Origin of the sequence: Geodermatophilus pulveris (assembly GCF_900188375.1) — a bacterium.
In the GTDB taxonomy this organism is placed as follows: Bacteria; Actinomycetota; Actinomycetes; order Mycobacteriales; family Geodermatophilaceae; genus Geodermatophilus; species Geodermatophilus pulveris.
In genome coordinates, this window is the sequence record NZ_FZOO01000006.1 from 143,811 (window position 1) to 158,515 (window position 14,705).

The window sequence follows — 14,705 nt, forward strand, 5'->3', positions numbered from 1 at the left end:
CGACGGCCGGCGGCCCGGCCCAGCAGGATGCCGGCTCGTGGATCGAGACCTGGCCCGCGCGGTCGCGCACCGCTGGCACCCCGTCGCCGCGCCGGTGTCCGACGACGGCCTGCACCGGCTGCTCACGCGGCTGGTGCCGCCCGGCGCCAGGGAGGTGCTCGACCTGGGCTGCGGGTGCGGCGCGTGGCTGCTCCGGCTGCTGGCCGCGGCCCCCGGGTGCACCGGCGTCGGGGTGGACACGTCGGCGCCGGCACTGGACGCGGCCCGGGCCGAGGCCCGGCGGCGCGGGCTCACCGGGCGGGTGGAGTTCGTCCACGGCGACGCCGCCGGACACGCGGGCGGGCCGGTCGACGTCGTCCTCTGCGTGGGTGCCACGCACGCGTTCGGCGGGCTCGCCGGCACGCTCGCCGCCGTCCGCCGCCACCTGCGTCCCGGCGGGCGGCTGCTCCTCGGCGACGGCTTCTGGGAGCACGGGCCCACCCCGGCGGCACTGGCCGCCCTCGGTGCCGCACCGGGGGAGCTGCCCGACCTGGCCGGGCTCCTGGCCGCGGTGGGCGAGGCCGGCTTCGAGCCCGGCTACGGGCACCTGAGCACGACGGCGGAGTGGGACGAGTACGAGTGGTGCTGGACCGGGGCGCTCACCGAGTGGGCGCTGGGCGAGGCCCCGGACGGCGAGCGGGCCGCCGCCCTGGACCTGGCCCGCACCCACCGGACACAGTGGCTGGCGGGCCACCGCGGGCAGCTGGGCTTCCTCACCGTCGTCCTGCACGACCCGACCTGAGGACGCCGACGGCGGCGCACCCGGTCGGGGTGCGCCGCCGTCGGTCTCCGGTCGTGCGCTCGGCGGCCGCTCGGTGAGGGGCCAGGGCGGTTCAGTGGTGGGGTTCGGCGTCCTCGGCCCGCTTGAGCGAGGCGTTGATCTCCGCCTCGGCCTCCTCGCGGCCGACCCACTCCGCACCCTCGACCGACTTGCCCGGCTCCAGGTCCTTGTAGGTCTCGAAGAAGTGCTGGATCTCCAGCCGGTCGAACTCCGACACGTCGGTGATGTCGATGAGGTGGGCCATGCGGGGGTCCGTCGCCGGGACGCAGAGGACCTTGTCGTCCCCTCCGGCCTCGTCGGTCATCCGGAACATCCCGATGGCGCGGCAGGTGATCAGGCACCCGGGGAAGGTCGGCTCCTCGAGGAGGACGAGGGCGTCCAGCGGGTCGCTGTCCATGCCGAGGGTGTTCTCGATGTACCCGTAGTCAGCCGGGTAGCGGGTGGAGGTGAAGAGCATCCGGTCCAAGCGGATGCGTCCGGTGGCGTGGTCCAGCTCGTACTTGTTCCGCTGGCCCTTCGGGATCTCGATCGTCACGTCGAACTGCACGGGACGTAGTGTGGCGGATCGGACCCCGGAGGACCGCCGGAGGTCGTTCCGGGGGGTGGGCACCATCGCGTCCAGCAGGTCGGCGACCGTCACGCCGAGGTACTCCCGGCTCCGCCGCCGCCTCCTGCTGGGCACCCTCGCGCTGCTGCTCGTGGTCGCCGCCGGCGTCTGGTACGTGCTCGCCCCGGACGGCGGCGGCACGCCCACCGAGGTCGCCGCGGCCGAGGCCCGGCTGCCCGACGTGGCGGCGGCCGCCCCGGTGCTCGCCGCCCTCTCCCCGCAGGCGCCCGCACCCGACCCCGCCGTCCTCGCCGGCGAGCTCGCGCCGCTGCTGGGCGCCCCCGCCCTGGGCGCCGGCGTCGAGGCCCGGGTGGTCGACGTCGCCTCCGGCGAGGTGCTGCTCGACCAGGGCTCGCAGGCCCCCTCCACGCCGGCGTCGACCGCCAAGCTGCTCACCGCGTTCGCCGCGCTGACCACCCTGGGTCCGGACGCGACCCTGGCGACCACCGTGGTCTCCGGTGCCGCACCCGGCGAGGTGGTGCTCGTCGGCGGCGGCGACCCCACCCTGTCGCGGACCGCTCCCTCGCTCACCTACCCCGGCGCCCCGACCGTCGCCCACCTCGCCGCCCAGGTGCGCGCCGCCCTCCCGGCCGGCACCGCGGTCACCCGGGTCGTCGTCGACGGCTCGCTGTTCGAGGGCCCGCTCACCGCGACCGGCTGGGGACCCGGCGACGCGCCTTCGACCTACGCCGCCCCGGTCACCGCCGTCGCCGTCGACGGCGCCCGGGTGCGCCCCGGCGAGGCCCCCCGCAGCGGCCGGCCCGGCACCGACGCCGGCACCGCGCTCGCCGTCGCCCTCGGCGTCCCCGGCGCCGAGGTGGCGCCGGGCGAGGCGCCGCAGGGCGCGCGGACCCTCGGCACGGTGCGCAGCGCACCCGTGGCCCGCCTGGTCGAGCAGGCCCTGTCCCAGTCGGACAACCTGCTGGCGGAGTCGCTGGCCCGCCACGTCGCGCTGGCCCGCGGCCTGCCGGCCACCTTCGACGGCGCCGGCGAGGCGGTCACCGCCGCCGTGGCCGGCGCGGGCGTCGACGTCACCGGCGTCGCCCTGTCCGACGGCAGCGGGCTGTCCGCTGGCGACCGCGTGCCGGTCGCGGTGCTCACCGGGCTGCTCGCCGGGGCCGCCGACGGCACCCTGACCGGCGCCTCCGCCGTCCTCTCCGGGCTGCCCGTCGCCGGCTACGACGGCACCCTGTTCGACCGCGGCGACGAGGACCCGGGGACCGCGCCGGGCGCCGTTCGCGCCAAGACCGGCACGCTGCTCGGCGTGCACGGCCTGGCCGGTACCGCGGTCACCGCCGACGGCCGCCTGCTCGTCTTCGCCGTGGTGGCCGACTCCGCGCCGTCCGACGGCGAGGCCGCGGAGGCCGCGCTGGACGACGTCGCCGCGGCGTTGGCCGCCTGCGGCTGCCGCTAGCAGCCCGCCGGGCGGGGTCGGCGACACCCCGCCGCGCGTAACGTGAGGCCGATGAGCAGCCCTGTACGGATGGTCGACTGGGACCTCGCCGGACGCACCGCCCGACGCCTGGCCGGCCCCGGTCCGGAGACGACCCGCGAGGAGGCCGCGGCGGTCGTCCGCGAGCTGCACGAGGCTGCCGCCACCGCCGTCGCGCACGTCGAGGGGCTCACCGGGCTGAGCCCCCTGCCGGGCGGCCCGGTGCCCGAGGTCGCCGTCGTCGACCGGCCCGGCTGGGTGGACGCCAACACCGCGGGCATGTCGGCGCTGCTCGACCCGCTGGTCGACGCCCTCGCCGAGAAGCAGGACCGGCGGCCCGGCCCGCTGGCCAGCGCGGTCGGCTCCCGCGTCACCGGCGCGCAGGCCGGCGGCGTGCTGGCCTTCCTCGCCTCCCGCGTGCTCGGCCAGTACGAGGTGTTCGGCACCGGCGGGCGGCTGCTGCTGGTCGCGCCGAACATCGTCGACGCGGAGCGCAAGCTGGGCGTCGACCCCACCGACTTCCGGCTCTGGGTGTGCCTGCACGAGGTCACCCACCAGCTGCAGTTCACCGCGTTCCCCTGGCTCACCGACCACCTGCAGGCGCAGATGGCCGAGTTCGTCGAGGTCACCGACCTGGACCCCGACGTGCTCCGCGACCGGCTGGGCGACGTCCTGCGCAGCGTCGCCGACGCCGCCCGCGGCGTCGACGGCGGGGACGACGCCGGGCTCATGGCACTGGTCCGGGACCCCGCGCAGCGCGAGGTCCTCGACCGGGTCACCGCCGTCATGAGCCTGGTCGAGGGGCACGCCGAGTTCGTCATGGACGGCGTGGGCCCGGACGTCGTCCCGTCGGTGCGGACGCTGCGCAAGCGGTTCGCCCAGCGCCGCAAGGGCCGCGGCCCGGTCGACCGCGTGCTGCGCCGGCTGCTCGGCCTGGAGCAGAAGATGCGCCAGTACGCCGAGGGCCGGGTGTTCGTCGGCGGTGTCGTCGAGCAGGTCGGCATGGCCGGCTTCAACCGCGTCTGGGAGGGGCCGGAGACCCTGCCGCGGATCGAGGAGCTCACCGACCCGGCCCGCTGGGTCGAGCGGGTGCACGGCCGGCCCGCCGTCCCGGCGTAGGTGGCCGGCCCGCCGCGGGCCGTCGCGCTGCTGCGGACCGCCGTGCGGCCCGGGCTGCGGCCGGGTGACCGGCCGGTCCTGGCCGCGGTCAGCGGGGGAGCGGACTCCGTCGCGCTGGCCGCGGCGCTGGCCGCCGAGGGGCCGCGCGCCGGCGTCCCCGTCGGGGCGGTCACCGTCGACCACGGGCTGCAGCCGGGCTCCGCGGACCGCGCCGCGCGGACGGCGGAGCTGCTGCGCGGCCTGGGCCTGGACCCGGTCCTCGTCCGCCGCGTGACCGTCGGCCCCGACGGCGGTCCGGAGGGCGCCGCCCGCACCGCCCGCCTCGCGGCGCTGGGCGAGGCGGCGGCCGGGCTCGGCGCCCGCGTCGCCCTCGGGCACACCCTCGACGACCAGGCCGAGACCGTGCTGCTGGGCCTGGGCCGCGGCTCGGGACCCCGCTCGGTCGCCGGCATGGTGCGCGAGCGGACGGCCGACGGCGTCGTGTGGTGGCGCCCGCTGCTCGCCGTCCGGCGGGCCACCGCCCGGCAGGCCTGCGCCGACCAGGGGCTGCCCGTCTGGGACGACCCCTGGAACGCCGACCCCGGCTACACGCGAGCGCGGGTGCGCGGCGAGCTGCTGCCGCTCATGGAGGAGGTGCTCGGCGGCGGCGTCGCGCCGGCGCTCGCCCGCACCGCCGACCTGCTCCGCGAGGACCTCGACGCCCTCGACGGGCTCGCCGTGGCCGAGCTGGCCCGGCTGGCCGGCGGCGGCCTGCCCGCGCGCGAGCTGGGGGAGCTGCCCGCCGCGCTGCGCCGGCGGGTGCTGCGCCTGTGGCTGCGGGACGGCGGCGTCCCGGACGTGCAGGCGGTCCACCTGCACGCCGTCGAGGTGCTGGTCACACGCTGGCGCGGGCAGGGCCGGGTGGACCTCCCCGGCGGTGCGGGGGCCACCCGCACGTCTGGCAGGCTGGTGCTGTCGCCCCCCGCAGCGCGGGGCGCCCCTCCCCAGGACGCACCCCAGACCCGCGAGGAGTCCCGCCCGTGAGTGAGTCCGCCAGCGCTCCTGCAGAGCTCGGCAACGACCACGGCTACGGCCCCGACATCGACCACGTCCTGCTCACCGAGGCGCAGATCACCGAGAAGATCACCGAGCTGGCCGACCAGGTGGCCCGCGACTACGCCGGCCGCGAGGTGCTGCTGGTCGGCGTCCTCAAGGGCGCGGTGCTGTTCATGAGCGACTTCGCCCGCGCCCTGCGGCTGCCCACCCAGATGGAGTTCATGGCCGTCTCCTCCTACGGCTCGGCCACCAGCTCCTCCGGCATCGTGCGCATCCTCAAGGACCTCGACCGGGACATCAGCGACCGCCACGTCCTGGTCATCGAGGACATCATCGACTCCGGGCTCACGCTGTCCTGGCTGCTGAAGAACCTCGGCGGCCGGCGCCCGGCGTCCCTGGAGGTGTGCGCGCTGCTGCGCAAGCCCGACGCGGTCAAGGTCGACGTGCCGGTGCGCTACGTCGGGTTCGACATCCCCAACGAGTTCGTCGTCGGCTACGGCCTGGACTACGCCGAGCGCTACCGCGACCTGCCCTACATCGCCACCCTCAAGCCCGAGGTGTACCAGTGACACCTCCTCGAGGTGAGGCGCCCTGCGGGGCGTCCTGACGAGTGGGGCCCGGAGGGTCCCGCGAGGAGGGGCGGGCGGGGCTCCGCGCAGCAGGGGGACGGCACCTGGCCGCGGTGGCGGTCCGGTAGGACCGCGATGTGAAGGCCCCACCCGCCGGGGGGTCGACCCGCGGGACCCCGTCCCGGCAGGGCTGCCGCGGGGACTCCCCGGTGTACCGTCGATCGCAACGACGCTGCACCGAGCGCCAGGGTGCCCGCCCGGGTGGCTGGAGCGTCCCCCGGACGATCAGGAGGGTGGACGGGACAGGCTGGACCCCCGGCCGCCCGGCATCGGTGTATGGAACGTAAGAAGCTCTTCCGCTCCGTGTGGTTCTGGGTCGTCCTCGTCGTCATCCTGGCGCTGGCCTTCTCCTCGCTGTTCCGTGGCAACGGCGAGTTCCAGGAGGTCAGCACGGCGACCGCGCTCCAGCAGATCGAGGGTGGCAACGTCGAGGACCTCACGATCAACGACCGTGAGCAGACGATCGACCTGACCCTCGCCGACCCGGTGGACGGCAACGACCGGATCACCGCGTCCTACCCGATCGGCGCCGAGGACGAGGTCTTCGACCTGGCCCGCGGCCTGGGCAGCGAGACCGGGTTCGACACCAACGTGTCCCAGGACAGCGTCCTGGTCAGCGTCCTGATCAGCTTCCTGCCGTTCGTCATCCTCCTGCTGCTGCTGTTCTGGCTGTTCAACTCCATGCAGGGCGGCGGCCGCGGGGTCATGGCCTTCGGCAAGTCCAAGGCCAAGCAGGTCACCAAGGACACGCCCAAGACGACGTTCGCCGACGTCGCCGGCGCGGACGAGGCGATCGAGGAGCTGCACGAGATCAAGGACTTCCTCGCCAACCCGGTCAAGTTCCAGGCCGTGGGCGCGAAGATCCCCAAGGGCGTGCTGCTGTTCGGCCCGCCCGGCACCGGCAAGACCCTGCTGGCCCGCGCCGTCGCCGGCGAGGCCGGGGTGCCGTTCTTCTCCATCTCCGGCTCGGACTTCGTCGAGATGTTCGTCGGTGTCGGCGCCAGCCGCGTCCGCGACCTGTTCGAGCAGGCCAAGACCAACGCGCCGGCGATCATCTTCGTCGACGAGATCGACGCCGTCGGCCGGCACCGCGGCGCCGGCATGGGCGGCGGGCACGACGAGCGCGAGCAGACGCTCAACCAGATGCTCGTCGAGATGGACGGCTTCGACGTCAAGGGCGGCGTCATCATGATCGCCGCCACCAACCGGCCGGACATCCTCGACCCCGCCCTGCTCCGCCCGGGCCGCTTCGACCGGCAGATCGCCGTCGACCGCCCCGACCTGGAGGGCCGCAAGCGGATCCTCGAGGTGCACGCCAAGGGCAAGCCGCTCGCGCCGGACGTCGACCTGGAGACCGTGGCCCGCCGCACGCCGGGCTTCACCGGTGCCGACCTGGCCAACGTGCTCAACGAGGGCGCGCTGCTCACCGCCCGCAACAACGGCACGGTGGTCACCGACGAGGTCCTCGAGGAGGCCATCGACCGGGTCGTCGCCGGCCCCGAGCGCAAGACGCGGGCGATGAGCGAGAAGGAGAAGAAGGTCACCGCGTACCACGAGGGCGGCCACGCCCTGGTGGCGCACGCACTGCCCAACCTGGACCCGGTGCACAAGGTGACGATCCTGCCGCGCGGCCGCTCGCTCGGGCACACGCTGGTGCTGCCGACCGAGGACAAGTACACCCAGACCCGCTCGGAGATGATCGACACCCTCGCCTACGCCCTCGGCGGCCGGGCGGCCGAGGAGCTCGTGTTCCACGAGCCCACCACCGGCGCCGGCAACGACATCGAGAAGGCCACCGCGATGGCGCGGGCGATGGTCACCCAGTACGGCATGAGCGCCAAGCTCGGCGCGGTCAAGTACGGCAGCACCGACTCCGAGCCGTTCCTGGGCCGCGACATGGGGTCCCGCCCGGACTACTCCGAGGCCGTGGCGGCCGACATCGACGCCGAGATCCGCGCGCTGATCGAGGCCGCGCACGACGAGGCGTGGGAGATCCTGGTCGAGTACCGGAGCGTCCTCGACCAGCTCGTCCTGGAGCTGATGGAGAAGGAGACGCTGTCCAAGGAGGACATGGCGCGCATCTGCGCGCCGGTCACCAAGCGGCCCTCGCTGGCGCCCTACAACGGCTTCGGCAAGCGCACCCCCTCCGACCAGCCGCCGGTGCTGACCCCCACCGAGCGAGCCGCCCGCAACGGCAACGGCCACGTCGCCCAGCCGAGCAACCCCGTCGGGGACGTCGGCGCCCCCGTCCAGCGGTGAGTGCGCTCCCCGACGGGGAGGGGGGCGCCGGCCCGGCGCGAGGACCGGACCGGCCGCGGACCGGCGTGGACCACGCCCGGGCCGCGGCCGCCGTCCGGGAGCTGCTGATCGCCGTGGGCGAGGACCCCGACCGCCCGGGCCTGCAGGACACCCCCGACCGGGTGGCCCGCGCCTACGCGGAGACCTTCGCGGGGCTGTGGGAGGACCCCGCCGACGTCCTGTCGACGACCTTCGACGAGGACCACGACGAGCTGGTCCTGGTCAAGGACATCCCGATGTACTCCACCTGCGAGCACCACCTCGTGCCGTTCCACGGGATGGCGCACATCGGCTACGTGCCGGGCCAGGACGGCAAGGTCACCGGGCTGTCCAAGCTCGCCCGGCTGGTCGAGGTCTACGCCCGCCGCCCGCAGGTGCAGGAGCGGATGACCAGCCAGATCGCCGATGCCCTCGCCGACGTCCTCAAGCCGCGCGGGGTGCTGGTCGTCATCGAGGCCGAGCACCTGTGCATGGCGATGCGCGGCGTGCGCAAGCCCGGCTCCCGCACGGTCACCTCGGCGGTGCGCGGCGTCTTCAAGGACAGCATCGCCACCCGCAACGAGGCGATGAGCCTCGTGGTCCGCCGGTGACGGGCGGGTGAGCCCCACCCCGCTCCTGCGGCCCGGCCACTGCGTGGTCATGGGGGTCCTCAACGTCACGCCCGACTCGTTCTCCGACGGCGGCTGCTTCGCCGACACCGCCTCCGCCGTCGCCCACGGCCTGGCGATGCACACCGCCGGCGCCGACTACGTCGACGTCGGTGGCGAGTCCACCCGGCCCGGCGCCGACCGGGTGGACGCCGCCGAGGAGTGCCGCCGCGTGCTGCCGGTGGTCCGCGAGCTGGCCGCCGCCGGCGTGCGCGCCAGCGTCGACACCACCCGCGCCGAGGTCGCCGAGGCCGCGCTCGGGGCCGGCGCCGTCCTGGTCAACGACGTGAGCGGCGGCCTGGCCGACGAGGGCATGGCCGAGCTGGTGGCCGCGGCCGGCGTGCCCTGGGTGCTCATGCACTGGCGCGGGCACAGCCGCGAGATGTACGCCGCCGCGCAGTACGGCGACGTGGTCACCGAGGTCTGCGCGGAGCTCACCGCCCGGGTGGAGGACGTCGTCGCCGCGGGCGTGGACCCCGGCCAGCTGGTCCTCGACCCCGGGCTGGGCTTCGCCAAGCGGGCCGAGCACAACTGGCGGCTGCTCGCCGGCCTGGACCGGCTGGTCGGCCTGGGCCTGCCGGTGCTCGTCGGCGCCTCGCGCAAGTCCTTCCTCGGCCGCCTGCTCGCCGCCCCCGACGGCACCCTGCGCCCGGCCGAGCAGCGCGACGCGGCGAGCCTGGCCACCACCGTGCTGGCCGCCGAGGTCGGCGCCTGGGGGGTGCGGGTGCACGACGCCGCGGCGTCGGCCGACGCCGTCCGCACCGTCGCCGCCGTCCGCGCGGCCCGCGGGGAGGGGGCGCGCGGTGCCTGACACCCACCCGCCCCACCGCCCCGACAGGATCGCCGTGCGCGGGCTCACCGCGCACGCGTACCACGGCGTGTACGAGACCGAGCGCCGGACGGGGCAGACCTTCCGCGTCGACGCCGTCCTGGAGCTGGACACCGCCCCGGCCGCCGCCGGCGACGACCTCGAACACACCGTCGACTACGCCGAGCTGGCCCGCGCGCTGCACGGCGTGCTGACCGGCGAGCCGGTGGACCTGCTGGAGACCCTCGCGCAGCGGCTGGCCGACGTCTGCCTGGCCGACCCGCTGGTCGACGCCGTCGAGATCTCCGTGCACAAGCCCGAGGCCGACCTGGGCGTCCCCTTCGACGACGTCACGGTCACCATCCGCCGAGCCCGCTCGTGAGCCGCGCGGTCCTGTCGCTGGGCGCCAACCTCGGGGACCGCGCCGCCGCCCTGCGGGGCGCGATCACCGCGCTCCGCGACGAGGGCGTGCTGGTGGCCCGCTCGACGCTGTACGAGACGCCGCCGTGGGGGCCGGTGGAGCAGCCGCCCTACCTGAACGCGGTGGTCGTCGTCCGCGGCGACCGCGACGCCGCCGGCTGGCTGACCCGGGCGCACGAGCTCGAGCAGGCCGCCGGGCGCACCCGGGGCGTCCGCTTCGGGCCGCGCACCCTCGACGTCGACGTCGTCACGGTCACCGGGGACGACGGCCGGCCCGTGCTGTCCGAGGAGCCGGCGCTCACCCTCCCGCACCCCCGCGCGCACGAGCGCGCCTTCGTCCTCGTGCCGTGGGCGGCCCTCGACCCCGGCGCGGTGCTGCCCGGGCGCGGTGCGGTCCGGGACCTGCTGGCCGCGCTGCCGCCGGAGGACGTCGCGGCCGTCGTCCGCTGGGAGCACCTGCAGTGAGGCCGGTGGACCGGCGCGACCTGGTGGTGCTCGTCGGCGGGCTGGCCGTCGCGGCCTGGCTGGTGGTGCGCGCCACCTACGGCTCGCTGCCCGAGCTGCGCTGGTGGCTGGGGGTGCCGCTGGGCGTCCTCGCCGTCGCGGAGGCCCTCGGCGCCCGGACGCTGCAGGCGCGGCTGGCCGCCCAGCGCGACCGCCGCCCGATGGCCGAGCGCGGCCCCACCCCGGTCCGGCCGGTCGAGCCGATGCTGGTCGCCCGGCTGGCCGTGCTCGCCCAGGCCAGCGCCTACGTCGGCGCGGCCCTGCTCGGCGTCTGGGTCGGCCTGCTGCTCTACGTCGGGCCGGCGGTGTCCCGGCTGCAGGCCGCCGCCTCCGACACCGTCACCGCGGTGGTCGGCGCGGTCTGCTCCGCCGCCCTGGTCGCGGCCGCGCTGTGGCTGGAGTCGGTGTGCCGCGTCCCGCCGTCCGCCGACGACGAGACCCCACCGGCCGCCGCCCGGGGATGACCACTCGCCGGTCGATCACGCCGGGTCGTGGACCGACCGGCGGAGCGCGGTGTGGACGGCGGTCGGGGTGAGGACGCCGAGGTAGCGGCCGCCGTCGAGCACCGGCACCCACCCCGCGTCGGACTGCAGGATCGCGGCCAGCGCCGCCCGCAGCGGGGCCTGCAGCGGCACGGCGGCGTCGTCCCGGACGACCGCCGCGGCCACCGTCCCCGCCCCGGTCGCCCGGGCGGCCGGCAGCCACCCGGTCGGGTGGCCGGCGCGGTCGAGCACCACCGCCCCGCGGGCGCCGGCGCGGTCCAGCACCGCCCCGGCCTCGGCCAGGCCGTCGTCCAGGCCGACCACCGGCGGGTGCTCCAGGCCGGCCGGGTCCACCGGGGTGACGGCCAGCCGCTTGAGCCCGCGGTCGGCGCCGACGAAGTCGGCCACGGTCGCGTTGGCCGGTCGGCCGAGCAGCTCGGCGGGCGGGGCGAACTGCTCGACGTGCCCGCCGTCGCTCATCACCGCGATGCGGTCGCCGAGCCGCACCGCCTCCTCGATGTCGTGGGTGACGAAGACGATCGTCTTGCGCACGGTCTCCTGCAGCCGGAGGAACTCCGCCTGCAGCCGCTCGCGCACCACCGGGTCGACGGCGGAGAACGGCTCGTCCATGAGCAGCACGCCGGGGTCGGCGGCCAGCGCGCGAGCCACACCGGCCCGCTGCCGCTGCCCGCCGGACAGCTGGGCGGGGTAGCGGTCGCCGTGGACGGCGGGGTCCAGGCCCACCAGGGTGAGCAGCTCCTCGACCCGGTCGCCGGTGCGCCGGCGGTCCCAGCCCAGCAGCCGCGGCACGGTGGCCACGTTGGCCCGCACCGTCTGGTGGGGGAACAGGCCCACGCTCTGGATGACGTAGCCGATGCGCCGCCGCAGCCGGTCGGCGTCGACCCGGGTGACGTCCTCCCCGCCGAGCAGGATCCGCCCCGTGGTGGGCTCGATGACCCGGTTGACCATCTTCATCGTCGTCGTCTTGCCGCAGCCGGACGGCCCGACCAGCACCGACAGCTCCCCGGCGGCGAAGGCCAGGTCGAGCTCGGCCACGCCCACGGTCCCGTCGGGGTAGACCTTGCTGACCCCCTCCAGCCGGATCTCCGGAGCGCCGCCGCCCGGCTCCGGCACGCGCAGCGACGAGGCGGCGGCAGTAGCGTCCACGGGGTGGCCTCCCTGGGTGTGCGCCCGCTCCTGGGCGCTCGCAGCGACCCGCGTGGACGGGTGCTCGCGGCGGACGAGGCGTCGAACCCCTGGTTCGACGCGTCGTACGTGACCGGCAACTGGGACACCATCGTGGTCCACCTGCGCCAGCACGTCACCCTGACGGTCGGCGCGGTGCTGCTGGGCGTGCTGCTCGCGCTGCCGCTGGCGCTGCTCGCCCGGCGGGTCCGGCCGCTGGCCGGCCCGGTGCTGGGGCTCAGCTCGGTGGTCTACACGATCCCGTCGCTGGCGATGTTCGCCTTCCTCGCCCCCTTCACCGGGCCGCTGTCGGCGACCACGGTGCTGGTGGGGCTGACGCTGTACACGCTGGTCATCCTGGTGCGGAACTTCCTGGCCGGGCTGCAGGGCGTCCCGGACGACGTGCGGGAGGCGGCCCGCGGCATGGGCTACGGCTCCGCCCGGCTGTTCTGGCAGGTCGACCTCCCGCTGGCCCTGCCGGCGTTCATGGCCGGCCTGCGGATCGCCACGGTGTCCACGGTGGCGCTGGTCACCGTCGGGGTCATCACCGGCAACGGCGGCCTGGGCCAACTGATCGTCGGCGGCTTCAACGCCAACTTCTACCGCGCCGAGATCGTGACCGGCGCGGTCGGCTGCGTGCTGCTCGCCCTGGTCGCCGACGTGCTGCTGGCCGGGCTGGAGCGGCTGCTCACCCCGTGGACGCGGGCCGTCGCGTGAACGCGTTCGCCGACGCCTTCCGGTACCTCAACGACCCGCTGGTCTGGACCCGGTCCGGCGGCGTCCTCGACCTGCTGGTGCAGCACCTGCGCATCTCCGCCCTGGCGGTGCTGCTCGCCGCCGTGCTGGCGGTCCCGGCCGGGGTGCTGCTCGGGCGCAGCGGCCGCGGGGCCGGGGCGGTCGTCGTGCTGTCCAACGTGAGCCGGGCGGTGCCCACCCTGGCCCTGCTCACCGTGCTGGCGGTGACCCCGCTGGGGTTCAGCGAGACCGGCACCGTCCTGGCCCTGGCGGTCTTCGCCGTCCCCCCGATGCTGACCAACACGTTCGTCGGCTTCCGCGAGGTGGACCGGGACGTGCGCGAGGCGGCCCGGGCCATGGGGATGAGCCGCGGCCAGCTGCTCACCCGGGTCGAGCTCCCGCTCGCCCTCCCCCTGGTCATGACCGGCGTGCGGACGGCGGCGGTGCAGGTCGTCGCGACCGCCACCCTGGCCGCGCTGGTCGGCGGGGGAGGGCTGGGACGGATCATCAACCTGGGCTTCGGTCAGCAGGACTACGGCCAGATCCTCGCCGGCGCCCTCCTGGTCGCCGCCCTGGCGCTGCTCACCGAGCTGCTGCTGGTCCTCGCCTCGGCGGTCCTGACCCCGGGCCCGCGCCGCCGGACGCTGCGCCGTGCCCCCGCCGCGCACACCGGCACGCCGGAGCCCACCGCCTCCGGCGTCCCGCTGTAGTCCAGGCCGCTCTGCAGGGGCCCGCCGCGGGCCTGCGAGCGGTGGGGGGGCAGACGCGTCCCCTTCGTAACAACCGGGCAACACCTGCGCCCGGGGCGTGGTCGGCGGGGGCGGTCCGCGGTTCCATGGCGGCGCGGGGCTCCCCCCGCCAGACACGCGCCGCGGTCCCGGCCGCGCGGGACACAGAAGGCGGGCCACATGCGCACCCGTGCACGCTCACTCCTCCCCCTGGCCGTCGCCGGGGTGCTCCTCACCGCCTGCGGCGAGTCCGGCTCCTCGGGCTCCAGCGGAGCCGGCGCCAGCGCCACCGCCTCCGGTGACGCCTGTGCCCCGGTGGCCGGCGACCAGCTGGTCGTCCTCGAGGACGACCAGCAGCTGCAGAACGCCGACAACGTCGTCCCGGCGGTCAACATGGCCACCGCGCAGGCCAACCCGGCGCTGCTGCCGGCGCTCGACGCGGTCTCGGCGGCCATGACCACCGCGGAGCTGATCGAGCTCAACGGCGCCGTGGACCTGCAGCGGCAGAACGCCGAGGACGTCGCCGCCGCCTGGGTCGAGGAGAACGTCGACGCCGCCGCGCTGCAGCAGGGCAGCGGCCCGATCGTGGTCGGCGGGGCCAACTTCACCGAGTCGACGATCCTGGCCGACGTCTACGCGGACGTCCTCACCGCCGCCGGGTTCGACGCCTCGGTGCGCGAGGTGGGCAACCGCGAGCTGTACCTGCCGGCGCTCATCTCCGGCTCGGAGATCCAGGTGTTCCCCGAGTACCTGTCCACGGCCACGGAGTTCCTCAACCGGCAGGTCAACGGCTCCACCGCCGAGCCGGTCGCCAGCGGCGACGTGCAGGCGACGCTGACCGCGCTGCGGCCGCTGGCCGAGCAGGTCGGGCTGGTGTTCGGCCGGCCGTCCGAGGCCGCCGACCAGAACGCGTTCGCCGTCACCCGCGCCTTCGCCGACGAGCTCGGCGTCTCGACGCTGTCCGAGCTCGCCGACGCCTGCGGCGACGGGTCGCTGGTCCTGGGCGGGCCGACCGAGTGCCCGGACCGGCCGTTCTGCCAGCCCGGTCTCGAGGAGACCTACGGCCTGCAGTTCGCCGAGTTCCGTGAGCTGGACGCCGGCGGGCCGCTGACCAAGGCGGCGCTGCAGCAGGGCGAGGTGTCCATCGGCCTGGTCTTCAGCTCCGACGGGGCCCTCGCGCAGTAGGGCTGACCTGCCCGCGGTCCCTGTCGCACCGTCGGTGGTCCCCGCCCTCTCGCGGTGCTCGCGACCCCTGC

Annotated in this window: 16 protein-coding genes; 14 read left to right on the forward strand and 2 right to left on the reverse strand. The window is 75.9% G+C overall.

Features of this window, described 5'->3' with window-relative positions:
• The first annotated feature begins 37 nt into the window (after positions 1 to 37).
• Entirely contained in the window at positions 38 to 781 is a 744-nt protein-coding gene (locus tag CHB98_RS13720) for an SAM-dependent methyltransferase (RefSeq protein ID WP_089306166.1), read from the forward strand.
• A 91-nt stretch (positions 782 to 872) separates the two neighbouring features.
• On the opposite strand, the gene CHB98_RS13725 is transcribed toward CHB98_RS13720, so the two are convergent.
• Positions 873 to 1,367 carry an inorganic diphosphatase gene (locus tag CHB98_RS13725; protein WP_179224498.1) on the reverse strand — a complete coding sequence of 165 codons (495 nt, stop codon included), beginning with the start codon at positions 1,365 to 1,367 and terminating at the stop codon, positions 873 to 875.
• A gap of 55 nt (positions 1,368 to 1,422) precedes the next feature.
• Here CHB98_RS13725 and dacB point away from each other — a divergent pair, with 55 nt between their 5' ends.
• The 10 genes from dacB (at position 1,423) to CHB98_RS13775 (ending at position 10,783) form a co-directional block, all read left to right on the forward strand.
• A complete protein-coding gene (gene dacB / locus CHB98_RS13730; RefSeq protein WP_245821147.1) occupies positions 1,423 to 2,841 on the forward strand; it encodes a D-alanyl-D-alanine carboxypeptidase/D-alanyl-D-alanine endopeptidase in 1,419 nt (472 codons plus the stop codon).
• A gap of 51 nt (positions 2,842 to 2,892) precedes the next feature.
• Positions 2,893 to 3,978: a zinc-dependent metalloprotease gene (locus CHB98_RS13735; RefSeq protein WP_179224499.1), complete on the forward strand. Its 1,086-nt coding sequence runs from the start codon at positions 2,893 to 2,895 to the stop codon at positions 3,976 to 3,978.
• The gene (tilS, locus tag CHB98_RS13740) at positions 3,979 to 5,001 is read left to right on the forward strand and encodes a tRNA lysidine(34) synthetase TilS (RefSeq protein ID WP_089306169.1); all 1,023 of its coding nucleotides are present in this window, start codon (positions 3,979 to 3,981) and stop codon (positions 4,999 to 5,001) included. It abuts the gene before it with no gap.
• Positions 4,998 to 5,582, forward strand: coding sequence for a hypoxanthine phosphoribosyltransferase (hpt, locus tag CHB98_RS13745; RefSeq protein ID WP_089306170.1), 585 nt, complete (start codon positions 4,998 to 5,000; stop codon positions 5,580 to 5,582). The genes tilS and hpt overlap by 4 nt, the downstream gene beginning before the upstream one ends.
• A 336-nt stretch (positions 5,583 to 5,918) precedes the next feature.
• Positions 5,919 to 7,901: an ATP-dependent zinc metalloprotease FtsH gene (gene ftsH, locus CHB98_RS13750; protein WP_089306171.1), complete on the forward strand. Its 1,983-nt coding sequence runs from the start codon at positions 5,919 to 5,921 to the stop codon at positions 7,899 to 7,901.
• A 65-nt stretch (positions 7,902 to 7,966) separates the two neighbouring features.
• Positions 7,967 to 8,530, forward strand: a complete 564-nt coding sequence (gene folE / locus CHB98_RS13755; RefSeq protein ID WP_218822365.1) for a GTP cyclohydrolase I FolE — start codon at positions 7,967 to 7,969, stop codon at positions 8,528 to 8,530.
• Between the two features lie 7 nt (positions 8,531 to 8,537).
• Positions 8,538 to 9,398 (forward strand): dihydropteroate synthase, encoded by an 861-nt coding sequence (gene folP, locus CHB98_RS13760; protein WP_089306173.1) that lies wholly within the window; start codon positions 8,538 to 8,540, stop codon positions 9,396 to 9,398.
• Entirely contained in the window at positions 9,391 to 9,777 is a 387-nt protein-coding gene (folB, locus tag CHB98_RS13765; RefSeq protein WP_089306174.1) for a dihydroneopterin aldolase, read from the forward strand. Before folP ends, folB begins: the two co-directional genes overlap by 8 nt.
• A complete protein-coding gene (gene folK / locus CHB98_RS13770) occupies positions 9,774 to 10,280 on the forward strand; it encodes a 2-amino-4-hydroxy-6-hydroxymethyldihydropteridine diphosphokinase (protein ID WP_089306175.1) in 507 nt (168 codons plus the stop codon). The genes folB and folK overlap by 4 nt, the downstream gene beginning before the upstream one ends.
• Positions 10,281 to 10,285: 5 nt before the next feature.
• Positions 10,286 to 10,783, forward strand: a complete 498-nt coding sequence (locus tag CHB98_RS13775; RefSeq protein WP_245821148.1) for a DUF3180 domain-containing protein — start codon at positions 10,286 to 10,288, stop codon at positions 10,781 to 10,783.
• Positions 10,784 to 10,798: 15 nt separating this feature from the next.
• Here CHB98_RS13775 and CHB98_RS13780 read toward each other — a convergent pair whose 3' ends face one another.
• Positions 10,799 to 11,968 (reverse strand): ABC transporter ATP-binding protein, encoded by a 1,170-nt coding sequence (locus CHB98_RS13780; RefSeq protein WP_089306177.1) that lies wholly within the window; start codon positions 11,966 to 11,968, stop codon positions 10,799 to 10,801.
• A 3-nt stretch (positions 11,969 to 11,971) separates the two neighbouring features.
• Between CHB98_RS13780 and CHB98_RS13785 the strand changes: the two genes are divergently transcribed.
• From CHB98_RS13785 to CHB98_RS13795, 3 genes are all read left to right on the forward strand, one after another.
• Positions 11,972 to 12,703: an ABC transporter permease gene (locus CHB98_RS13785; protein ID WP_245821149.1), complete on the forward strand. Its 732-nt coding sequence runs from the start codon at positions 11,972 to 11,974 to the stop codon at positions 12,701 to 12,703.
• On the forward strand, positions 12,700 to 13,431 hold the full coding sequence (locus CHB98_RS13790) for an ABC transporter permease (protein ID WP_089306273.1): 732 nt from the start codon (positions 12,700 to 12,702) through the stop codon (positions 13,429 to 13,431). Before CHB98_RS13785 ends, CHB98_RS13790 begins: the two co-directional genes overlap by 4 nt.
• Positions 13,432 to 13,629: 198 nt before the next feature.
• Entirely contained in the window at positions 13,630 to 14,634 is a 1,005-nt protein-coding gene (locus tag CHB98_RS13795; RefSeq protein WP_089306179.1) for a glycine betaine ABC transporter substrate-binding protein, read from the forward strand.
• Positions 14,635 to 14,705 lie beyond the last annotated feature (71 nt).

Excerpts from the sequence above, each read along its gene's own strand:
- ftsH (WP_089306171.1), top strand. The coding sequence starts at position 5,919 with ATGGAACGTAAGAAGCTCTTCCGCTCCGTGTGGTTCTGGGTCGTCCTC.
- CHB98_RS13735 (WP_179224499.1), top strand. The coding sequence starts at position 2,893 with ATGAGCAGCCCTGTACGGATGGTCGACTGGGACCTCGCCGGACGCACC.
- CHB98_RS13795 (WP_089306179.1), top strand. The coding sequence starts at position 13,630 with ATGCGCACCCGTGCACGCTCACTCCTCCCCCTGGCCGTCGCCGGGGTG.